This window comes from Mycolicibacterium sp. XJ870 (genome assembly GCF_053483975.1).
Genome location: NZ_JBEFTI010000003.1, coordinates 116,831 through 138,490 on the forward strand (window position 1 = coordinate 116,831; position 21,660 = coordinate 138,490).

The 21,660-nt window shown below is 64.8% G+C and carries 21 protein-coding genes and 1 pseudogene; 8 read left to right on the top strand and 14 right to left on the bottom strand.

The window, feature by feature from the left end; translation table 11 throughout:
- Positions 1 to 7: 7 nt before the first annotated feature.
- Positions 8 to 1,420, top strand: a complete 1,413-nt coding sequence (locus ABQF30_RS15480; protein WP_448465213.1) for an NCS2 family permease — start codon at positions 8 to 10, stop codon at positions 1,418 to 1,420.
- Between the two features lie 21 nt (positions 1,421 to 1,441).
- A complete protein-coding gene (locus ABQF30_RS15485) occupies positions 1,442 to 2,398 on the top strand; it encodes a DUF808 domain-containing protein (protein ID WP_448465215.1) in 957 nt (318 codons plus the stop codon).
- Between the two features lie 7 nt (positions 2,399 to 2,405).
- On the opposite strand, the gene ABQF30_RS15490 is transcribed toward ABQF30_RS15485, so the two are convergent.
- The 7 genes from ABQF30_RS15490 to ABQF30_RS15520 form a co-directional block, all read right to left on the bottom strand.
- Positions 2,406 to 2,987, bottom strand: a complete 582-nt coding sequence (locus ABQF30_RS15490; RefSeq protein WP_448465217.1) for a histidine phosphatase family protein — start codon at positions 2,985 to 2,987, stop codon at positions 2,406 to 2,408.
- Positions 2,984 to 4,027 carry an ABC transporter ATP-binding protein gene (locus tag ABQF30_RS15495; RefSeq protein ID WP_448465219.1) on the bottom strand — a complete coding sequence of 348 codons (1,044 nt, stop codon included), beginning with the start codon at positions 4,025 to 4,027 and terminating at the stop codon, positions 2,984 to 2,986. The genes ABQF30_RS15490 and ABQF30_RS15495 overlap by 4 nt, the downstream gene beginning before the upstream one ends.
- On the bottom strand, positions 4,024 to 5,739 hold the full coding sequence (locus ABQF30_RS15500) for an ABC transporter permease (RefSeq protein ID WP_448465221.1): 1,716 nt from the start codon (positions 5,737 to 5,739) through the stop codon (positions 4,024 to 4,026). Before ABQF30_RS15500 ends, ABQF30_RS15495 begins: the two co-directional genes overlap by 4 nt.
- Positions 5,736 to 6,899 carry an ABC transporter substrate-binding protein gene (locus tag ABQF30_RS15505; protein WP_448465223.1) on the bottom strand — a complete coding sequence of 388 codons (1,164 nt, stop codon included), beginning with the start codon at positions 6,897 to 6,899 and terminating at the stop codon, positions 5,736 to 5,738. Before ABQF30_RS15505 ends, ABQF30_RS15500 begins: the two co-directional genes overlap by 4 nt.
- A 29-nt stretch (positions 6,900 to 6,928) precedes the next feature.
- Complete coding sequence (locus ABQF30_RS15510; RefSeq protein ID WP_448465225.1) at positions 6,929 to 7,762, bottom strand: MurR/RpiR family transcriptional regulator; 834 nt, start codon at positions 7,760 to 7,762, stop codon at positions 6,929 to 6,931.
- A 105-nt stretch (positions 7,763 to 7,867) separates the two neighbouring features.
- Positions 7,868 to 8,599, bottom strand: a complete 732-nt coding sequence (locus ABQF30_RS15515) for a hypothetical protein (RefSeq protein ID WP_448465227.1) — start codon at positions 8,597 to 8,599, stop codon at positions 7,868 to 7,870.
- A 27-nt stretch (positions 8,600 to 8,626) separates the two neighbouring features.
- Complete coding sequence (locus tag ABQF30_RS15520) at positions 8,627 to 9,325, bottom strand: TetR/AcrR family transcriptional regulator C-terminal domain-containing protein (protein ID WP_448465229.1); 699 nt, start codon at positions 9,323 to 9,325, stop codon at positions 8,627 to 8,629.
- 85 nt (positions 9,326 to 9,410) lie between these two features.
- Here ABQF30_RS15520 and ABQF30_RS15525 point away from each other — a divergent pair, with 85 nt between their 5' ends.
- Together ABQF30_RS15525 and ABQF30_RS15530 are read left to right on the top strand one after the other, a co-directional pair.
- Positions 9,411 to 10,481, top strand: coding sequence for an NAD(P)H-dependent amine dehydrogenase family protein (locus ABQF30_RS15525; protein ID WP_448465231.1), 1,071 nt, complete (start codon positions 9,411 to 9,413; stop codon positions 10,479 to 10,481).
- A 163-nt stretch (positions 10,482 to 10,644) separates the two neighbouring features.
- Positions 10,645 to 10,848: a cold-shock protein gene (locus tag ABQF30_RS15530; RefSeq protein ID WP_003891980.1), complete on the top strand. Its 204-nt coding sequence runs from the start codon at positions 10,645 to 10,647 to the stop codon at positions 10,846 to 10,848.
- A 62-nt stretch (positions 10,849 to 10,910) separates the two neighbouring features.
- Here ABQF30_RS15530 and ABQF30_RS15535 read toward each other — a convergent pair whose 3' ends face one another.
- Both ABQF30_RS15535 and ABQF30_RS15540 read right to left on the bottom strand, forming a co-directional pair.
- Complete coding sequence (locus ABQF30_RS15535) at positions 10,911 to 11,411, bottom strand: DUF5994 family protein (RefSeq protein ID WP_448465234.1); 501 nt, start codon at positions 11,409 to 11,411, stop codon at positions 10,911 to 10,913.
- Between the two features lie 343 nt (positions 11,412 to 11,754).
- The gene (locus ABQF30_RS15540; protein WP_448465236.1) at positions 11,755 to 12,231 is read right to left on the bottom strand and encodes an OsmC family protein; all 477 of its coding nucleotides are present in this window, start codon (positions 12,229 to 12,231) and stop codon (positions 11,755 to 11,757) included.
- Between the two features lie 97 nt (positions 12,232 to 12,328).
- Between ABQF30_RS15540 and ABQF30_RS15545 the strand changes: the two genes are divergently transcribed.
- The 3 genes from ABQF30_RS15545 to ABQF30_RS15555 all read left to right on the top strand — a co-directional run bounded on the left by ABQF30_RS15545 (position 12,329) and on the right by ABQF30_RS15555 (position 14,553).
- Positions 12,329 to 13,297 carry an oxygenase MpaB family protein gene (locus tag ABQF30_RS15545; RefSeq protein WP_448465238.1) on the top strand — a complete coding sequence of 323 codons (969 nt, stop codon included), beginning with the start codon at positions 12,329 to 12,331 and terminating at the stop codon, positions 13,295 to 13,297.
- Between the two features lie 13 nt (positions 13,298 to 13,310).
- Complete coding sequence (locus tag ABQF30_RS15550; protein ID WP_448465240.1) at positions 13,311 to 13,892, top strand: TetR/AcrR family transcriptional regulator; 582 nt, start codon at positions 13,311 to 13,313, stop codon at positions 13,890 to 13,892.
- A gap of 61 nt (positions 13,893 to 13,953) precedes the next feature.
- Complete coding sequence (locus tag ABQF30_RS15555) at positions 13,954 to 14,553, top strand: hypothetical protein (protein ID WP_448465872.1); 600 nt, start codon at positions 13,954 to 13,956, stop codon at positions 14,551 to 14,553.
- A gap of 17 nt (positions 14,554 to 14,570) precedes the next feature.
- Here the strand turns inward: ABQF30_RS15555 and ABQF30_RS15560 are convergent, their stop codons facing one another.
- From ABQF30_RS15560 to ABQF30_RS15570, 3 genes are read right to left on the bottom strand one after another with little or no spacing between them, the layout of a single operon-like run.
- Positions 14,571 to 15,458 (bottom strand): sugar phosphate isomerase/epimerase family protein, encoded by an 888-nt coding sequence (locus ABQF30_RS15560; protein WP_448465242.1) that lies wholly within the window; start codon positions 15,456 to 15,458, stop codon positions 14,571 to 14,573.
- A 1-nt stretch (position 15,459) separates the two neighbouring features.
- Positions 15,460 to 16,479, bottom strand: a complete 1,020-nt coding sequence (locus tag ABQF30_RS15565; RefSeq protein WP_448465244.1) for a Gfo/Idh/MocA family protein — start codon at positions 16,477 to 16,479, stop codon at positions 15,460 to 15,462.
- Positions 16,480 to 16,518: 39 nt separating this feature from the next.
- Positions 16,519 to 17,943 (bottom strand): sugar porter family MFS transporter, encoded by a 1,425-nt coding sequence (locus ABQF30_RS15570; RefSeq protein ID WP_448465246.1) that lies wholly within the window; start codon positions 17,941 to 17,943, stop codon positions 16,519 to 16,521.
- Positions 17,944 to 18,097: 154 nt separating this feature from the next.
- On the opposite strand from ABQF30_RS15570, the gene ABQF30_RS15575 reads away from it, so the two are divergent.
- On the top strand, positions 18,098 to 19,102 hold the full coding sequence (locus ABQF30_RS15575) for a LacI family DNA-binding transcriptional regulator (RefSeq protein ID WP_448465248.1): 1,005 nt from the start codon (positions 18,098 to 18,100) through the stop codon (positions 19,100 to 19,102).
- A gap of 8 nt (positions 19,103 to 19,110) precedes the next feature.
- Here ABQF30_RS15575 and ABQF30_RS15580 read toward each other — a convergent pair whose 3' ends face one another.
- Together ABQF30_RS15580 and ABQF30_RS15585 are read right to left on the bottom strand one after the other, a co-directional pair.
- Complete coding sequence (locus ABQF30_RS15580; RefSeq protein WP_448465250.1) at positions 19,111 to 19,965, bottom strand: LysR family transcriptional regulator ArgP; 855 nt, start codon at positions 19,963 to 19,965, stop codon at positions 19,111 to 19,113.
- 344 nt (positions 19,966 to 20,309) lie between these two features.
- Positions 20,310 to 21,592, bottom strand: a pseudogene (locus ABQF30_RS15585) (IS256 family transposase).
- Positions 21,593 to 21,660: the final 68 nt, after the last annotated feature.

Genomic DNA, 21,660 nt, shown 5'->3' on the forward strand with positions numbered 1-21,660 from the left:
ATCAGTTATGAACCGCCTCGATCGCTTCTTCGAAATCACGGCGCGTGGGTCGACGATCTCCGCCGAGATTCGCGGCGGCCTGGTCACGTTCATCGCGATGGCCTACATCATCGTGTTGAACCCGGTCATCCTGTCCGGCGCAGAAGACGTCGACGGCAACCGGTTGGAGTTCGCGCAGGTGTCGGCGACCACGTCGCTGGCCGCGGGCGTGATGACGATCCTGTTCGGCGTTTTCGCACGCCTACCGTTCGCGTTCGCCGCCGGCCTGGGCATCAACTCGTTCCTCGCCACCACGGTGGTGGGAACGGTCACCTGGCCCGAGGCGATGGGACTGGTCGTCATCAACGGGCTGATCATCGTGCTGCTGGCGGTGACCGGGTTGCGGCGCCTTGTGTTCGACGCCGTGCCGATGCAACTCAAGCTCGCGATCACCGCCGGCATCGGGTTGTTCATCCTGTTCATCGGTGTCGTCGATGCCGGCTTCGTCGGCTCCACCGGCCTCCCGTCCCCACCGGTGGGCCTGGGCACCGGTGGCGTCGGCTCGATCAACACGGTGCCGACCGTCGTCTTCGTCTTCACTCTTCTGGTCACCGGCATCCTGGTGGCCCGGCGGGTCCGGGGCGGCATCCTCATCGGGTTGTTCGCGGGAACCGTTGTCGCGGTGGTCGTCGAGGCGATCTGGCACCTCGGACCGGCGACGGAGAAGCCCGGCGGGTGGGGGCTTTCGGTACCGACCCTGTCGGGTTCGCCGTTCGCACTGCCCGACCTGTCCCTCGTCGGTGAGTTCAGCCTGGGCAGCTTCAGTCGCATCGGCGCACTTGCCGCCATCATGCTGGTGTTCACGCTGGTTTTCGCCAACTTCTTCGACGCGATGGGCACGATGACCGGCCTGTCCAGGGAGGCCGGCCTCGCCGACTCCCAGGGCACGTTCCCGCGACTGCGTTCGGCGCTCATCGTCGAGGGCGCCGGCGCCGTGGTGGGCGGCGGGTCGTCGGCGTCGTCGAATACGGTCTTCATCGAATCAGGTGCAGGCATCGAGGAAGGCGCCCGAACGGGGTTGGCCAACCTGATCACCGGAGCGTTGTTTCTCGCCGCGATGTTCGTCTCGCCGTTGGCATCGATCGTGCCGACTGAGGTGGCTGCGGCGGCGCTGGTGATCGTCGGCTCGATGATGGTCAGCCATCTGCGGCACATCGACATCTCCGAGTTCTCGGTCGCGCTGCCCGTTGTGCTCACCGTGGCGACCATGGCTTTCAGCTACTCGATCGCCAACGGCATCGGCGTCGGCTTCGTGGCGTGGGTGGTGCTGCGCTCGGCGGCGGGCAAGGCCCGCGAGATCAGCCCACTGCTGTGGATCGTGGCCGGAGGGTTCGTGCTGTATTTCGCGCGCGGCTGGATCGAGTCCCTCATCGGGATGTGACGGCCGGTAGCCTTCACAGACATGAGCGCAGGGTTGTTCGGCCTTCTTGACGACGTGGCAGCGCTGGCACGGCTCGCCGCCGCCTCGGTCGACGACATCGGCGCAGCGGCGGGACGTGCCACGGCGAAGGCGGCCGGGGTGGTCATCGACGACACCGCCGTCACGCCGCAGTACGTGCACGGGATCACCGCCGACCGCGAACTGCCGATCATCAAGCGGATCGCGATCGGATCGCTGCGCAACAAGATCCTCTTCATCCTGCCGGCGGCATTGCTGCTGAGCCAGTTCGTGCCGTGGCTGCTGACCCCGATCCTGATGCTCGGTGCCACCTACCTCTGCTACGAGGGCGCCGAGAAGGTCTGGGGCTGGATCACCGGACACGACAACCATGCGGTGCCGGTCGCCACCGAAGGGCCCGAGGCCGAGAAGTTCATGGTGACGGGCGCGATCCGCACCGACTTCATCCTGTCGGCCGAGATCATGGTGATCGCGCTCAACGAGGTGGCCGCCGAGGCGTTCCTGCCGCGGCTGGTCATTCTCGTGGTCGTCGCGCTGGTCATCACGGCTGCGGTGTACGGCGTGGTCGCGGGCATCGTGAAGATGGACGACATCGGTCTGGCCCTCACCCAGCGCAAATCCCGGTTCGGGCAGGCGATCGGCCGTGGACTGGTGGCCGGCATGCCCAAGCTGCTCTCCACGCTCTCGATAGTCGGCACCATCGCGATGCTGTGGGTCGGCGGTCACATCCTGCTCCTCGGGACCGACACGCTCGGCTGGCACTGGCTCTACGGCGTGGTCCACCACGCCGAGGAATGGGTGCACCACGCGGTGCCCGGCGTCGGCGCGGTATTCGCCTGGCTGACCAACACTGCGGCGTCCGCGGTCATCGGTTTGGTTGTCGGCGGGGTGGTCGTGGCGATCATGCATGTGCTGCCGTTCGGCAAGAAGAAGGACAAGCACGCCGACACGCACGCCTGACGTCTTCTCAGCCCGGCGGGATGCCGCCGGCCACCACGTTCAAGGCGCGCAGCCGCGCCGAGCCGTCGGGTTCCACATCCAGTGCTGTGATGCTGGGCGCGGAAACGGGGACCATTCTTGCGGCCCGCAATCCGACGAAGCGCGCGAGCACCGAGCGGATCACGCCCCCGTGAGTGATGACGAGAACGGGACCCGGCAATGCCGCCGCATCCAGCACCGCCGCCGCGACGCGGGCCGTGACGTCTTCAGGGCGTTCACCGGCGGGCGGTACCAAGGCACCAGCACGCCACCGCTGGTAATCGTCACCGATCAGTTCCGGGGTGCTTCCTTCCCACTCGCCTAAACCCGCTTCGGCCCACCGTATGTCGTACTCTGCACGGTGTGCGCCGGCCAGAAGCTCTGCCGTCGAACGAGTCCTGGACAGCGGTGACGCGATGACACTCCTGGGCTGCCACGCCGCCACCGCGGGAACGAGGTCACACACGTCGCGGCGGCCCTGCACGGACAGGTCGACGTCGGTGCGCCCCTGCAAACGTCGCGACTCTGTCCATTCTGTGGCGCCGTGCCGGACCATCAACAACGTCGTCATCGGCGCTTACCTTCGCCATCGAAAACCGCGGCAGGTTCCGGTGGCAGGGCCAACGCAGTGTGTTCACCGGCTGCTGCCGGAGCATCGGCGATCACCGTAATCCTCTCCTTGCCCACAATTCCGGTGACCATGTGGCGCCCGGCGATCGGCGTGGACTCCAGCACGTCGAACGGCAGCGGTGCATTGTGGTCGAGCACAAGGTCCTGCGGTCGGTACATGACGCGCGCACCGTGCGCAACGCCGGTGGCCAACGGCACGCCATCGCAGTACAGCGTGCCGTCAACCACGTCGCCGCCGAGTAAGACCGCCGGTGGCGTGCCGAGAAACGATGCGACGAACGCGGTCTGGGGCCGATCGAGCAGTTCGCTCGGGGTACCCAGTTGTTCGATGCGCCCGTCGTTCAGCACTGCGATGTGAGTGGCCATCGCCAGCGCTTCCATCTGGTCGTGTGTGACGTAAACGCTTGTGGCACCCGTCATTCGGTGTAGCCGAACGATCTCGGCGCGCGTCTCCACCCGTAACCGCGCATCGAGGTTCGACAGCGGCTCGTCGAACAGCAGGACACCCGGCCGCGGCGCGATCGTCCGAGCGATCGCCACTCGTTGCTGCTGACCGCCGGAGATCTGCGCGGGGTGCCGATCGGCCAGTTCGACGATCTCGAGCGCGCCAAGCACCTCTTCAACTCTGCTCTCTCGTTCCGCACGGCTCCAACCAGCCACTCGCAGTGGCCATTCGACGTTCGCTCGGACCGTCATATGCGGCCACAACGCGTAACTCTGGAACACCATGCCGAGTCCGCGCCGGTCTGCCGGCACGTCGATGCCGGCGTCGACGTCGACTATCACCCGGTCTCCGAACCGAATTGACCCGCTGGTTGGCTGTTCGAGACCGGCCAGCATTCGAAGCGTCGTCGTCTTCCCGCACCCGGACGGGCCGAGCAGCACCAGGAACGCCCCGGCTGGTAGCTCGATGTCGATACCGTGGAGGGCGATTCGCTCGCCGAACCGTTTGCCGAGCCGGTCGAGCAAGATGCGGGTCATGACGTGACTCCCGTCGGTTGAGCACGCGTAAAGCGGCGCGCGAGAAACGTTGCGACGACCGAGATAACCGCGATCACACAGGTGATGGCATTGGCATGCTGAGTGAATCCTTCCGAGGCGTAGCGGTAGGTCATTGTCGCCAGCAGCGGGGTGGCCGGGGTGACAAGTAGGACCACCAGCGACAGGTCGCGGACCATGGTGACGAACACCAGCACCGCACCGCCGACCACGCCACGGGACACGAGCGGAGTGGTGATGCGCGCGAACCGCCGGATGCCGCCGGCGCCGGTGAGTACCGCCGCCTCCTCCAGTTCACCCGATACCTGACCGAGCGCCGCCCGCGAGGTCTGGAATGCGAAGGGCAGGCTGGCTGCGATACCGGCGAGCACCAGGATCGTGAACGTTCCGTATAGGGACGGCAGCGGTCCCATCGGGGCTCCGAACAGCGCGATGAAGGCGGCCCCGAACGCGACACCTGGGATCAGGAACGGTACGTAAGCGAGGAATCCTATTGTGCCGCCGATGAATCGGGGGCGCACGAGGCGACTCGTCACGTAGGCGGCGAGCAGCCCGACTAGCGCGGCACCGAATGCGACCGCGATACCGAGCAACACCGTGGACTGGGTGGCACCCAGCACCACGGGATCCCGTAGCACTCCGCGCATGCCCTGCGCGATCGAACCGTCGGATTCACCTATCCAGAAATGCAGAGTGAACCCACCGTCAAAGGAGTTGGTGCGGCGCAGCAGTGTGGACACCGCGAGCACCAGGCCGGGCACGATCGCCGTGGCGCCGACGAGTACAGCGGCCAGGGCGAACAACAGCCAGCGCCATCTGCCGGTGCGCACAGTGCGGGTTCCGGAGGCCTTCCCGGTGATGGTGGCGTAGGACCGTCCGCCCGTCGCGCGGTTGCCGGCCCACAGCACCAGGCCCGCGACACCGACGAGCACGATGGACAGCGCGTATCCGCGTACGGCGTCACCGGTGGAAATGGCGCCGTACAGCCGGGTACTGAGTGTCTGGAACCGTACGGGCAAACCGAGTAACGCCGGGACGGCGAAGTTGCTGACGCCCTCCGCGAAGGCGAGCAGAAACCCGGAGAGCAGCGCGGGCGAGACCGCAGGCAGGACTATGCGGGTCGCGACCCGCAGCCGCGACGCGCCGGTGAGTTCGGCCGCGGCGACCAGGTCGCCGCCCACGCCCAGCAGCGATGCTGACACGACGACGAAGGACAGCGAGTAGTAGTGCGCGGTGAGCACCAACACGGTGGGCACCGCGCCCCACGACAGCGCATCGGGCACAGCGATGCCCACAGCTGACAGCAATCCCGATGTGCCGCCGAGCCGTTCGTTGCGGAACACACTCTCCCAGGCCAACGCGATCGCAAAACTCGGCAAGGCGAACGGCACCGCAGCCAGCACTCCGATGGTGCGACGGCACGGCACATCGCTCATCACCACGACCCAAGCGAGGAATGCGCCCAGCACCGTAGCCAGAACACCGGTGCCGAGCCCCACCATCAGCGAGTTGCCGAGCGGCCGCCACAGCAGGTTCGCCGACATCGGGCTGGCCAGCACGTCGGCCCATACGCCGTCGGCGTCGGCACCGAACGTCCGGGCGATCAGCCCGGCCAGCGGTGCGGCGACCAGCAGCACCAGAACCGCGACCACCGCTGCCGCGAGCCAGACAATCGGGCGGCGGACCGCCCTCACTGGATGGTGAGCAGGAAGTCCGCGACCTGCGCGCGTCGCTCTGCAGACGCCTGCGGGTCGATCCGCCAGGCGCCGAGCTGCTCGAGCGGCAATGCGTCAGCGGGTGCCACCATGTCATCGCGGGTCGGGTAGTCACCGGCGACGTAGAACGGTTCGAAGCCGGGGCCTCCGGCCTCGGAGTCGTCGCCCATCATGTAGTCGATGAGAAGCCTTGCGGCGGCGGGGTGTTCGGCGTTGGCGGTGACACCGAGCATGGCCGGGAACACGATGCCCGGCGACGGTGCGACCCCGGCGGCAACCTGCAGCGCCCACCCTTCGTCCTCGTTGTCACGGCGGTCGGAGTAGCTGGTGAACCCGACCGGCGGATTAGCCTGCCCGCGCGCGCCGACTGACGCGTTGACCGTGTCGGTGTCGTCGACCAGCACAGCATCGTTCCCGTAGAGGTCGGCGACGAACTGCAGTCCGGCGTCCTCGACGCCGTCATCGAGGACGATCTCCCGGCCGAAGTGATCCTTGTAGGCCTGCGCCATCTCGTCGGAACGCAACGACATCTCGGTCACCAGATCCAGGTAGTCGCCGCGCACGTTGGGGTCGACCAACACGACCCGACCAGTCCACTCAGGTTCGGTGAGCGCCCACAGATTCTGTACCGGCGGGCCGCCGGGATTGGCTTCCTCGTTGTACATCAACACCTTGGTGGACAGGCGGTTCGACAGCAGTGGCTCCCGGAATTCATCGGCCAGCACATCGTTGACGCGGGCGGGGATGTACGGGACCAGCACGCCGTCGGCGAGTAGTTCGGTGACCACTACCGGGGCGTCCGACACGTATGCCACATCGGCGGTGGCGCTGCCGGCCTGGTGCTCACTGGCCAGGCGGGTGATCAGTTCGCTCGATGAGATGTCGCTTGCCACCACGTCGATACCGGGGTACGCGCCTTCGAAGGACTCCTCGATCGAGGCGATCCGACTGGTGAACGCGTACACCGAGACGGTGCCCTCCTCCTGCGCCATCCGAACGAGTTCCTCATGCGACATCGCGTTCCAGTCCGGTTGGCTCTTCTCCGGCTCCGGCGATGATGAGGAACACGCGGTGAGTCCGAGAGCAAGCACAATGGCCGAACCGACTGCACTTGCACGCGGGTGGGTGTGAACGAACATGGGATCCTCCGGGTTTCGATGTGTCGGTGTCAGTCGTCGAGTTGGTCGAGCAAGTGGGCGAGCTTGTCCAGGGACCGAGTTGCCTCATCAGGTTGGCGCCGGGCGATCGTGAGCACCAAGGCATTGCCGATAGCCATCGGCACTGTCAGGGAAAGGAATTCGTCACCACGACCACGTGGTGCGGCGATCAGCAGATCGGGGCGCGGTGACATCGACAGCAGCGTGTCGGTGATCACCGCGCTATAGCAGTGGTTTTCGGCAGCGATACCGAGCAGTGGCGCCAGGAGTGCCGGCAGCCGACGAAAGGCAAAGGCGAGCAGGAGGTCTTCGGAACTCAGGCTGGAGACCCGCTCAGCGACGTCGCGGCCCGAACCCGTCAACGCGGTGACCCGGAAGCCGAACCGATGCAGGCGCCGAGCCATGAGGTCCACCAGCACTGTCGCGTTGCCCTGGCCGAACAGAAACACCTGCCTGGCCGCGGACACCTGGGTGGCGAGATCGTCGAGTTGGCGTTGATTGACGTGGCGAGTCAGCTCGGAGAGGGCTTCGAGCTCATCGTCGACGAACCCCCGGATCACATCGCCGTCGGGATGGCGACCCAACCTGCCCTGAACCCGCTGGGCGGGCCCCTCGCCGGCCATGTAGTCCTGCCGCAGTGCGTCGCGCAGCTCCGGGTACCCGGCGAAGCCGAGCCGCTGGGCAAGGCGGGTGGCAGCCGACTGATGCAGTCCCAGCGGCTGGGTCAGGTCGGCAGCCAACCAGTACGAGGCGGCGGCAGGCTGTGACTGCAGCAGCGCGACCAGCCGACGATCATTCGTGGTGAGGAGGTGTCCCCGGCTGGCAACCAGATCCGCGATCAGCACGCTGCGATGCTAGGCGCAAGCTGACTTGCAGTTTCCGCAATTACTGCAAGTTCACGTGCTGTTTGTCCGCTATGCATTGCTTTGTCGCCAGGCATCGTCGGTTGTTCACGGCACCTTGGCGTGCTTGATGATCCAGTCCTGTCCGGCGTCGGCCGCCCGCAGCAGCGCACCGTATTCGCCGAAGTAGTCCCCGACAGCGCCGACGACGGGCAGCATGCCCAGGTAGCGGAAAAGCCGTCGCGGCTGTGGCCGCTTGCCGAGCTCGTCGCTGATGGCATTGAAGATGCCGACGAGCTGCCACAGCTTCTTGGGCAGCGACATCTCCGCCCATTCCGTGTCGGGTGCCGGCGCTGCAGCCGGCGCGTCGGCGAGATCCCGGCCGCACAACACCGAGGCGAGCAGTCGCACCTGGGTCTGGTGGTCGGTGATGCCGTGCTCGCGGGCCACCGCACACAACACGATGGCCTGATTGGTGAATCCGAGCAGGTCCTGCACCGGCAGCCGGGATGCCAACGCGCCGAACACGCCGGGAAAGGCCACGAGCACCGTATCCAGCGCGCCCACCCGCCGCACCCACCAACGGATCCGCGCGGCGCGATCCTTGTCCTCCCACGACGGGGTCCCGGGCACATCGGCGAAGTCGAGCAATCCCGCCAGCAGATCCAGCGGCTTGTCCGTGATTCCGCGTCCTGCCCCGATGTCGTGGGAACGGCGCCGCAAGCCCAGCGGATCCGCCTCGGCCAACACCTCGAGGATCAGATGGATCAGGCCGACTGCCCGTCCCAGGGCGTCGGCGACGTCGGCATCTGTCAGGTCTGCTCTCGGGATGAGATCCATACCGCCATCCTGGCGCATCGAATGAGCTCAGCAAGCTCGATTCAGGGAGTGTTCGAGGCCCGCGATCACGACGCCCAGGTTGAAATCGAAGTCGTCGGCACCGGATGCGCTGCGATCGGCCACGACGGCCCCGAGTAGCGGAAACTCGCCCGCCGCAAAATCTTTCAATGCGCGAGCAACCTCGGGGGTCTGGTGATGGAGCCGTGAATCCGGGGCTCCCAGTACGTCATGGGCAGAGGACATGGCGATTCCGGAAACAAGCGTGAGGATGCGTCCGGCGTTCGTGATGTCGAAACCACCGTCGGTCAGGGCCTTGAGGACGCGTTCGGTAAGAGCGAGACTGGCCGCGCCACCGACACCGCTGATCCGGAAGTTCATTCCGGTCGCGCCGTACTTGAGAACGCCCTGACGAATCGCCTTGGCGTGCGCCCTGAGCACGTCCTGCCAGGGGGCATCCTCGGGCAACTCGATGGCGCGCAGCTCGGCGTCGAACAGGTCAGCCACAACCAGTTCGAGCAGTCCGTCGCGGTCTCCGACGTAGTAGTGCAACGCGGTGCGATCCACGCCCAACACATCGGCGACCGCCTGCATCGTCAACGCCTGCGGCGCGATACTCCTTGCCGCAGCGACGATTTGGTCGTGATCGATTCGGCGCGGACGACCCCGGCGCCGACGCGGCACGTCCGCGTCGGCGTTGTCGGTGCTGCCCACGCTTCCGGCCGTCACTGCGGCAACTCTAGCCCCTCGCGACCAGACCCTTCCCTTTTTCTCACGGCCGTGGAAAACTCGCCGTGCCGTCGAAAGGGGCCCCATGTCAAATGTCTACCGGGTCGTCCAATGGACGACCGGCAATGTCGGCAAAAGCTCGGTCGCAGCCATCGCGAAGAACCCCACTTTGGAACTGGTCGGGTGTTACGCCTGGTCAGCGGACAAATCGGGCCGCGACGTAGGTGAACTGTGCGGGCTGGAACCGCTCGGCGTGACCGCCACCAACGACGTCGACGCCCTGCTCGCGCTCAAACCGGACGTCGTCGTCTACAACCCGATGTGGATCGACGTCGACGAGTTGGTCCGGATCCTCGAGGCCGGCATCAATGTGGTGGCGACGGCGTCGTTCATCACCGGGCACAACCAGGGCGACGGTCGGGACAAGATCGCCGACGCGTGCGCGCGCGGCGGTTCGACGATGTTCGGCTCGGGCATCAGCCCCGGCTACGTCAACCAGCTGTCGGTGGTGGCCGCGGGAATCTGCGACCGGGTGGACAAGATCACCGTCAACGAGGCCGCCGACACCACGTTCTACGACTCGCCTGCCACCGAGAAGCCGGTCGGCTTCGGCCAGCCCATCGATCACCCGGATCTGCAGGCCATGACCGCCCACGGCACCGGGGTGTTCGGCGAGGCCGTCCGGATGGTCGCCGACGCGCTCGGCATCGAACTCGACGAGGTCCGCTGCGACGCAGAATATGCCCAAACCACCGAGGATCTCGACCTCGGTTCGTGGACCATCCCGGCCGGTTGCGTGGCCGGTGTATACGCCAGTTGGAAGGGCATCGTAAAAGGCGAGGCGGGGGACAATACCCGCGTCGAGATCAATGTCCGCTGGCGCAAAGGCCAAGCGCTTGAACCAGATTGGCAGATCGACCAGGACGGCTGGGTCATCGAGGTCGCCGGCCGCCCGACGGTGACGATGAAGGTCGGCTTCCTGCCGCCACCAGACTTCGAAGCGACCACCCTCGAAGAATTCATGGTGCTCGGCCACATCATGACCGCCACGCCTCCGCTCAACGCCATACCCGCGGTCGTGGCCGCAGCACCCGGCATCGCCACCTACAACGACCTTCCGCTGATCCTGCCTCGCGGCGTCGTTCCGGCCGACTAGTCACCGCAGATCCGACGATTTCGTCGTCGTCGGCACTTTTCGCCGCGAAAAGCGTTGGAGGCCAACGCTCCCACGAGTTTGGGCTCTTCACTGTGCTCTCGTGTTACACTGGTATACGGGCGTTTTTCGTACGTCCGGATTGAACAATGAGAGAAGCAAAAATATGGCACAGGGAACTGTGAAATGGTTCAACGGCGAAAAGGGCTTCGGCTTCATCGCTCCTGACGGTGGCGCGCCTGACGTCTTCGTTCACTACTCGGAGATCAGCGGAAGCGGTTTCCGGTCGCTCGAAGAGAACCAGCGTGTCGAGTTCGAGATCACGCAGGGAGCCAAGGGCCCCCAGGCAGTGGGAGTAACTGCGGTATAACCGCCCCGAGACATGATGATGGGCTGGTACGGATAAACCCCGTACCAGCCCATTTCTCGTTTTCAGGCTGTCGTTTCCGCGGGGTCCTGCATACGACCCAGCCATCTCGCGGACTCGACCTGCGCGACCCGCATGATGCAGTCTGCGGTGTCAAACAGTGGCGTGTTGCGCGCCGATTCCTCTATCGGCATCGACGCCGCACAGCGCATCACCAGCCCCCCGAGGGACTGCGATGTCATACACGGCACCACAAGAAGTTTCACGACCGCATTCTTCCCGGTCACTTCCATCAAACGGGGCCGCCGCACCTGCATCCCGATCGTCCACCGATTGCCGGTGACGATCGTGTTGAGGTCCAGTTGGCCCTCGGCTGCTGACCAATTGATACGGATGTCAACGATCTCGCCCAACGGTTGGTGCAGGATCCCGACGAGCTCGGGCAGTTCGTTCGCCACCGAGGCGGTGTGAGGCCACCAGGCGCCGTCAATATCAGCGCCCAGTTGCTTGGCAAGCGTGAGCCTGACGGGGCTGGCCAGTCGTCGTGCCCCGCTCAGGCCGTTCACGACGAGCTCGGCGCATCGGCACGAGGTTGTGGCTTGGGGCGATCCGAGAAAATCGGGGCCCTCACCGGTTCTGCGGAGCTCTCGGCATCTGAGATTGACTCCTGCTGGACAGGGTGCGAGAAAAGGTCGGACGAATCCATAAGCGTGTCCTTGAGAGGTGCGGGACCAACCCGCACGTGTGGTAGTTGAGAGCCGGCGAAAATCAACTCGCTGGCTGACCATTCAACGTTGAAAGCCACGGGCGATGAACGCCATGGTTGACCCGCTGATGTAAACGGCCTACTAGCAAATCTACACCCGATCCACAAATGCCGACGGTCGCCTCCCCGATCCGGCCGCGTGATCAGCTCAGATTCGTGCTGGGTTCGGTGTGAACCGGGAAATTCACCGAATTGGCGATGAAGCACATCCGGTGGGCTTCCTCATGCAGGCCGGTGGCGTCGTCCAGCCGGTCAGGACTCGTGATGCGTACTTGTGGACGCAACGTGACTTCGGTGAAACTCCCACTGCCCTCGGTGTTTTCGGCCATCGCGCCGACGGGGCGATCGCTGTACTCGGTCACCACGATCCCCGCGCGTGCACACAACGCGAGATACCACAGCATGTGGCACTGCGACAGGCTGGCGACCAGCAACTCTTCGGGGTTCCAACGCTCTGCGCTGCCCCGAAACGCCGGGTCGGCGCTCCCTGGGATCGACGGTTTACCGGGCGTTCCGACACCGTCGATCTTGTGGTCTCGCGCGTAGTCCCGGTAGCCGCTGGTTCCCGAGCCGCTGTTGCCGGTCCACGTCACCTGCACCTCGTAGCGATGCGCCGTCATGCCCGCAAGATACCAACGAGGCACGACAGTTCCCGCTTGCCCTATTGACACGATGGCACACATTGATAGCCTTTGTGTCACCGACTTAGGAGCTGCGATGAGCACCGTTGCCGATTCAGGCCCGATCAGCAGGACTGTTGATGAGAAGGATGCGGTGCGGCCGGCAGTACTGAGGGAATTCCGTCGGCATTCGGGCAGCGTCTTGGCCGGAGCCTTCGGCGCTGCAGCGTTCGACGAAGTGGCATTGGTTCCGGTGGCCGCCGCGGTGGACCGCAGTGGCCGGTTCGAGAAGAACTTCCTCGACCGCGGCTTACGGGGAGGTTTTTCAACGCTTTTGGCGATCTGGGGCGACGCCGACGACCGCGCAACCGAGGGCCGGCGTCTCAAAGTGCTCCACCGCGACGTTCGCGGACACGGCACGGGAGATTTCGCCGACATCCGGTACAGCGCATTGAATCCGGAGCTGTGGAACTGGATCGCCGTAAGTGGCATCTTCATGATCCTGCATTCGTTCACACCGGCCACCGGTACCGAGTTGACGCCGGCCGAACGCGAAGCCGCCTACCGCCAGCTCCTTGTGGCATTTCGCGCGCTTGAACTGCCCGGCGCCTCGGCGAAACTGCCTGACACGTATGCCGAGGCGACCCGTCACTACGACGAAATGGTTCAGAATCGGTTGCAGGCCAATCAGTTCCTCGATCGAGTGACGGCCGGGCTGACCCGCCTGCCGCTGCCCACGCTGCTGATACCTGGACCGGTGCGGCTCGCACTTACCCCGCCGTGGTTGGCGGTCCGCCCGATGGCCGGTCGAGTGATCAAGGTGTGCTCATTCGGGATCATGCATCCGGGGGTGCGGGAATTGACCGGATTCCGTTGGCAGGCCAGACATGACCGCGAGTTCAAGTTGTACACGTCGGTGCTCCAACTGGCGTGGCGGACGCTGCCCGACCGACTTCTTCTTGTGCCGCTGGCGTACAACCGCCTGCAATACGAGAAGCTCGTCCGGCTGCACCGGTCGGTGGCGCTGGATTCGTTCGCCCCACTAGGCTGCCCGGCCGCAGGCTGACACACTGTTACCGATGCCACGCAGCAACGCCAGCCAGCCCGAGCAGGAAGACGCCATTTTGAAGGCGGCTGCCGAGGAGGTTGCGCTTGTCGGGCTCGGCCGTGCCAGCCTCGACGTGATCGCACAGCAGGCCGGGGTCAGCCGCAGGACGCTCTACCGGCGTTTTCCCAGCCGCGACGCGTTGATCACCGAATTGGGCCGGCGCACTTTCGACTCCGCGATGAACCGGTTGCGCACCGTCGCAATCGATTCGGGCCCGGCCGACGCTGCGGTAGCGGCGTTCTGCGAAGGACTGCGACTACTTGCCACCGAACCCGTGATGCGCCGATTCCTGCGGCTGGACAACGATTTCACGCCTGTGGCCGGCGCATATCACGAGGCCCAGATCTTCCTGCACAACGCCTCAGCCGCAATGGCCAAAGCGCTGCGGGCGGCCGGCGCCACGATGCCCGATGCCGATCTGCTGGCCGTCGCGGAACTGCACATCAGGCTGGCCAGTTCCCTTGCACAGGTGCCGACGCAAGTTCTCGATGTGAGCGACGACGAAGCTGTCCGGGCCTACGCACGTCGGCATCTGGCCCCGCTGGTCTGGTAGCGAGCTCACCAATCGTCCGCAGCAGAAGGAGTCGACCTTGGACAATCGAACCGTGGTGGCGATCTGCAGACGAATCCTGAGCCGAGTCTTCCCGGCGCTCGCGGCGGCGCTCTGCGCGGTGGTCCTGGCCGGACCGGTAGCCGCGGACGCGGACGAAACACCGGCGACTCTGCCTTTATTCGTGCCTCATCCGTCGGACTGGTCACCGAACTACACGGTGTTCCCCTACAACCTGTGGCAGATCCGCGTCACCCCAGAGCAGATCACCGCGCAGCGAGAGGCTTGCCAGTGGTTCAACGCCCAGTACGACACCCTGATGAGCCAGGTGTTCGGGTTTCAGCGATATCTGGGTGAGCAGCGGGACGACTGGACCGCGCCCGGGGTGCGAACCGTCGCCGACACCGTGATGGCCAACATCGACCAATCCGCGGCATTCCTGGATCCGCGCGCTCACACCTTGTACATCACGAATTACCCCGACCAGAGCCAGTATTCGCCGCTGTTTCACGGTGATTCGATCTATCGGCTCTGGTTCCAGTTGACCCAGATCAGCGACAAGATGAAACAGCAGCTGCCCTCCGGGGTCATCAACGCGAACATCGCCACCGCCAACGTGTACGGGACGGTGATCCGCGACTCAGGCGTATGCAATGGGGCGTAACAGCCTCACCGCCGTGGCTAGCAGCGGTACTTGTTGACGTAGTCGGTCATGGTGGCGAGTTGGTAACGCGAGACTTCGCGGGCGTTCTCGTCTTCGGCGAACACGCTGGAAACCATGACGGTGTCGAGGCGGTCGTAGAAACCGATTTCGGCGAGGCCGGAGAAGAATTCGTCCCAGTCGACATCGCCGTCGCCGATCTTGAGGTGCTGGTGCACGCGCACCGGGTTGCCCGGCGGGTTGGTGATGTAGCGCAGGCCGTGTGAGGCGTGGTGATCCATGGTGTCGGCGACGTGCACCAGACGCAGCTTGTCGCCAGCAGCCCGGATGATGTCGAGCATCGCCGCGCCCATCGTGCCCCCCATGTGGTACGTGTGGCAGGCCACGTACACCATGCCGATGTTGGGCGAGTTGACGCCGCGGATGATGCGCAGCGCCTCCATGCCGTCTTCGACGAAATCGTCGGGGTGCGGGTCGATCCGGACGTCGATGCCTTCACGCTCGAAGATCGGCACCAGTTCCTCCATGGACCGGAAGAACGCCCGCTCCGATTCCTCGGCTTTCTCCGGGCGGCCGGAGAACTCGGTGTTGATCACGTCGACCCCCAGATCGACGGTGATCTGGATGACGCGCTTCCAGTTGCGCACCGCCGCCTCGCGCGCGTCTTCGTCGGGACCCGACCAGCGCAGCACCGGCAGTACCGACGCGATCCCGACGCCGGCATCGGCACAGGCCTTGCGGAACTTCTTGACCAGTTCGTCGTCGGCGCGCGGATGGTTGAAGAACGGGATGAAATCGCGATGCGGAGTCAGCTGCAGGTATTCGTAGCCGAGTTCGGCCACCAGGCGGGGAAACTCCAGTAAACCGTGTGAGTGGTGAAACGGGGTCGGATCAAGCGCCATTTTCATATCAAGCTCCTGGGATGGATTCGCGGGCAATGATGTTGACGTCGACTGGTCGGCCCGAGTTCAGTGATTCGACGCTGGCCTCGCAGACGGCTGCGGCGGCATAGCCGTCCCATGCCGTGGGCCCGTTGACGTTGGATCCGTCACGGACGGCGTCGACCCACCGCTGGATCTCAGTGTCGTAGGCACGGCCGAACCGCTCCCGGAAGCTCGGGGTGATCTGCCCGCCCCAGGTGCCGGGCGCATTCTTGCGAACCAAGCCGACATCCAAACCGATCATGGCGGAGCCTTTTTCGCCAACGACCTCGGTGCGCACCTCGTAGCCGACGCCGGTGTGGACGAAGAGCTCCACATCGACGTGCCGACCGCTCGCGGTACGCAGGATGGCGATCTGTGGGTCGGCAAGGCCTTGTGGGCCCGAAGGATTCGGTGACGGCTTGATGATCTGGATGGCCGCAATCTCTTCGTCGAACAGGAAGCGGGCGACATCCACCTCGTGCACCAGGGAGTCACGCACCACCATGGTGCTGTCGAAATTGTGTGGGACAGCAGGATTACGGTGTGCGCAGTGCAGCACGAGCGGACGCCCCAACTCACCGTCGTCCAGCAAGGCCTTCAGGGCCAGGTACTCGTCGTCGAACCGGCGCATGAATCCCACCTGGATCAGGCGCCTGCCGAGCTCAGCTTCGCGGCGGACCACCTCCAGCGCGGTTTCCACATCCGTGGTCAACGGCTTCTCACACATCACCGGCTTGCCGTGTTCGAGGCAGGCCAGCAGCTGCTTCTCGTGAGTGGGTCCCGGTGTGGCCAACACCACGGCGTCGATATCGGGATCGGCGATCGCGTCCAACGGATCAGCGATCGCCTGGCAGTCCCGGATACCGTCGGCGATCTGTTCGGCCTTTTCGGCCACATAGTCGTTGACCACCGCAACCCTGGCGCCGGAGATCCTCGTGTCGATCCGCTCGACGTGATCAGCACCCATGAGGCCGACACCGAGGACGGCAATTCGTAAGTCAGACATAGCTTTACAAAGTTCCTTTCGGTGATGTGTGGTGTTGCGCTAGGTGGCGGCAACTACGGGCATCGGACCGGTGCCATGGACCTCGAAGCGCTCCTCGAGTTCCTCCAGAGTGGTGCCCCTGGTTTCCGGAATGTAGTGCCGTACGAACAGCCACGATCCGATGTTGATGACTACGAACAGAGCGAATGTTCCGGTGGACCCAAATGCCGCGTTCAGCAGCGGGAAAACGAACGAGATGACGGCGTTGGTGCACCACAGGATGAAGACTGCGATGCCCATCGCGAAACCGCGGATGCTCAACGGAAAAATCTCGGAGAGCAGCAGCCACACACAGGTGCCGATGAACATCTGCACGAAGGCGACGAAGAGCACCATGCACGCGAGGATCACGTAGCTGCGGGTGGTCGATTCCGGCAGCAGGAACACCAGCGACAGTGCGGCCTGGGAAGCGGCCACGCCGGCGAAGCCGATGAGCAGCATGGTCCGGCGCCCCACGTAACCGAGCAGGACGATGCCGATGATCGTCGTCACCACCGACGTGACACCGACTGCGATGGTGGCCACCAGTGCGGCGCTGACCCCGAGACCGCTCTGTTCGAGGATCGTCGGCGCGTAGTAGTTGACCGTGTTGATGCCTGTCGCCTGCTGCACGATCGCCAACCCACACCCGATGAGCACCACTCGCCGGATCCAGGGCACGTCACGAATCACGGTGAATGGCGTGGTGGTGGTCTTGAGCATGTGCGCGGTGTGCTCGGCGATCAGGCTGTACTCGGCGTCGGCCTCCGCGGGTGGCCGGCTCAGCCCGAGTACCGAGCGAGCCTCGATCATCCGGTTTTTCAGGCCATACCAGCGCGGTGAATCCGGTAGAACCAACATGCCCAGCAGTAGGGCGAGCGCCGGAACCGCGGCCACGGCGAGCATCGTGCGCCACACGTGCGGATCGTGGATGAGGTGGTCGAGCAGGGCGTTGGTGGCGAAGGCGAGCATCTGGCCGGTCACGATCATCAACTCGTTGATGGTGACCATCCGTCCGCGACGCTCCGCCGGGGCCATCTCGGCCAGGTAGAGCGGGCAGGTTACTGCCGCCGCACCCACGCCGAGGCCCAGAACGATGCGCGCGGCGACCATGATCTGGACATTGGGCGCCAGGGCGCAGCCGACTGCGCCGATCAGGAACAGTCCGGCGCAGACCAGCAGGGTCCGCTTGCGCCCGATGCGGTCGGCGACGCGGCCACCGAACAGCGCTCCGAAGGCCGCGCCCGGAAACAGCAGGGAGCTCACCACTGTCGCCTCACCGAATGCGCTGAGGTTCAGGTCGTCCTTCATGTACAGCAGCGCGCCGGAGATGACACCGGTGTCGTAGCCGAACAACAGCCCACCCAGGGTAGCGATGAGGGTCAGCTTGGTCAGGAATCTGCCGTGCGGGGCGCTAGTTCGGCTGTCTTCCGACATGCGAGACATGGGCGGTCCTCGTTTCGAAGCTCTGACTAACGCGCGTTAGTAACGCGCGTGAGGTCTACTATGAGCCGGTGAGCGAAATGTGTCAACCGTCACTTTCCCGAGACGCTCGATGAGCCCGCCGTCACGAACTGGCTCTGGGCCACGGCGTCCGACGATGGCCGACGTCGCCAACCGGGCTGGGGTCTCGCGAACGCTGGTGTCGTTCATCCTCGACGGAAAGCCCGGCGCCAGCGAAGAGACCAAGCAGCGTGTGCTGGCCGTCGCCGAGGAGATCGGCTATCGGCCCGACTCGGCGGCGCGATTGCTGGCACAGGGCCGTAGTCGAACCCTTGGCGTGCTGATGGATGTCCAGCAGCTTTTCGAGGCCGAATTGGTCACCAACATCTACCCCGCGGCCGAGGCGCGCGGGTACGACGTACTGCTGTCGGCGAACTTGCCCGACCGTGATGAGAGTTCCTTCATCGAGGCTCTCCTGAGCCATCGCTGCGGTGGGCTGATCTTGCTGGGCCCCGACTCCGATTCCGACTATCTACACACGCTCGCCGAGCGGGTGCCGGTGGTCATTGTGGGCCGGCGGTTACGCGATCTGAACGACGAAACTTCGCCTCTGGCAACGGTTCGCACGAACGATGCCAAAGGCATGCGACAGGCGGTCGACTATCTCGTCGACCTCGGACACCGCGACATCCAACACGTCGACGGCGGCGGCGATCCGGGCTCTGCAGACCGTCGTCGCGCCTATCGTGCGGCCATGCGCAGCCACGGTTTGGCGGATCACGCCAAGGTCATCCCGGGTGCGCATTCCGAACAGGCCGGAGCCGCCGCAGGCCGCACAATGCTCGCCGGCGCGGCACTGCCCACTGCGGTGCTCGCCGGGAACGACCGGTGCGCGTTAGGTCTGCTCGATGTCCTTACCCGCGCGGGCGTCGACATCCCTGGCGAGCTGTCGCTCATCGGTTACGACGACAGCCACCTGTCCGACAACCCCCGGATCGATCTCACCACCGTTCACCAGGACGCTCCCGAGCTGGCGCAGCACGCAGTACGGCTCACGGTCCAACTGCTCGAAGGCCTGCCATTGGACACCAACGATGTGGTGCTCGAACCAGAACTCGTGGTGCGCTCCACGACCGCACCGCCTCGTCGGTCTATTGGGTAGTGAATGCACTACAGGTCGCCGCGGAGGCTGGCCGCGGCTTCCCTGACGGCGTCGGTGATAGCCGTGACCATCGGGCTGTCGAGTTTCCAGCACTGCCAGAACAGCGGCACGTCGAGGTGCTGCTCGGTGATCGGTACGAACGATGTGTCGACAAGCTCCTCGGGGTACATCCCCCACCCCAGCCCGGTCCGCACCGCTGCGCCGAATCCCTCCGCCGTCGGGATGTAATGCGTAGGCCGTGCGATGTCCTTGCGAAACGCCTTGCGCAACAACTGGTCCTGCAGTGCATCGTCACGGTTCCACGCCAACGACGGCGCTGTTGCGGCAGCCGTCCGCGTGAAACCTTCCGGAAAGTACCGCGCCACATAGCCGGCACTGGCCACCGGCACATACCGCATCGCACCCAACGGATACACCCGGCACCCCGGCACCGGCGCACGTTCGGTGGTCACCGCGCCCATCACCACGCCCTCTCGCAACAGCCGCGCCGAAAAGTCCTGATCCTCGATCCGAATGTCGAACAACAACTCCGGCAGCCGCCCGAACACCCCGGTGAACCACGTCGCCATCGAATCCGCGTTGACCGCCAACGCAATCCGCGTCCGCTGCGAAGCACCCCCACCCATCTCCGCCAGAGTCTCAGACTCCAACAACGCCGTCTGCGCAGCCAACCGCAACAGCGGAACGCCCGCAGCCGTTGCCGTACACGGTTTCTCCCGAACCACGAGCACCTGGCCCACCCGCTGCTCCAACGCCTTGATGCGTTGGCTGACTGCCGACGGCGTCACATGCAACCGCTGCGCAGCAGCGTCAAAGCTGCCCAGCTCGATCACCGCCGTGTAGGTTGCCAAACTGCGTGACATACGCCGGTCGCGCGACCTGCAGTTCCTCTTGCTTTGCCATGGAGATGGCGAAGTGTTTTTGCCATCCAAATGGCAGATCCTAGAACCGTACGGTCGTGCAAAGGTTACAAGGCGACAGTAACGGTCGTCACGCATTTTCGTCCGGCGAGCCTTGCCCGGCCCCTCATTCGCGCACGCGCGGCGATCTCCGCAGTCAGCTGCGCACGTCTCATTCCCTCGAGAGTTCAGATCTGGAACACGCGGAATGAGACAAGAACGAGACACCGGACCTGGAGCCGTGCAGCAGACCGGCGGCGGGCTCAACCTGGGGACTATCTCGTTAACGGTGTTTCCGGCGGTTTCCATCAGTAGGTTTCGGCTGCCGGGAATCGGTCGCTGAAGGTGATCGCGAACGCGTTCAGGGCAGGTTTCCACCGCATCGTCCATCGTGCCCTGCCGGCACCGGTCGGGTCCAGCGATCGGGTGACGAGATACAGGCATTTCAGTGCGGCCTGCTCGGAGGGGAAGTGACCCCGGGCCTTGATCGCGCGGCGGTAGCGGGCGTTGAGCGACTCGATCGCGTTGGTCGAGCAGATCACCCGCCGGATCTCCACGTCGTAGTCCAGGAACGGGATGAACTGTTCCCGGCGTTGTCCCAGAGCCGGATCACTGCCGGGTAGCGCTGCCCCCATTTCTCGGTCAGCTCGTCGAACGCCGAGCGGGCCGCGGTTGCGTTGACCGCGGTGTAGATAGGCTTCACATCGCGTTTGATCTCATCCCAGTACTTACGGGAGGTGAGCCGAAATGTGTTGCGTATCAGGTGAATGATGCAGGTCTGCACGATCGCTTGCGGCCACACGTTGCCGACCACCTCGGGCAGTCCCTTGAGCCCGTCGCAGACGACGAAGAACGTGTCCTTGACACCACGGTTGCGCAGATCGGTGAGCACGGCCATCCAGAACTTGGCACCCTCACCGCCGGTGCCGGCCCACAAACCCAGGATGTCGCGTTCCCCGCCCAGGGTGACCCCGATGGCGGCGTAGAACGGTCGGTTGGCGACCTGGCCGTCGCGGACCTTCACCACGATCGCGTCGATGAAGATCGCGGCGTAGGTTTCATCCAGCGGCCGCACCGCCCAGTCGTTCATCTCCTCGAGTACCTTGTCGGTGATTCGGCTGATCGTCTCTTTGGACACCGACGCGCCGTAGATCTCGGCGAAGTGCGCTGAAATCTCGCCCGTGGTAAGCCCTTTGGCATACAAAGACAACACCACCTCATCCACACCGGAGAGCCGGCGTTGGCGCTTCTTGACGATCTGCGGCTCGAACGTCGCTGCCCGATCACGCGGCACATCGAGCTCGACTGGGCCGGTGGTGTCGGTCAGTACCGTCTTGGATCGGGTGCCGTTGCGGATGTTGCCCGTCCCCGCCTCGGGCGGGTCGTGTTTCTCATAGCCGAGGTGCTCGGTCATCTCCTCATTGAGAGCGGTTTCAAGCACCGTTTTGGTGAGCTGTTTGAGCAGCCCGTCGGGCCCGGTCAGCGACAGGCCCTGCTCCTGGGCCAGCCGCACCAACTCGACCGCAGCCTTCTGCTCCGCGGACTGCTCAACCTGCTTCTTCTTGGTCACATCTTCCAGTGTCGTCATCACGGCACCTTTCTCGCCGAGCATCGCTCAGCGTGTCAGTGCCGGAAACACCGTTAAATCCACAGTCCCTC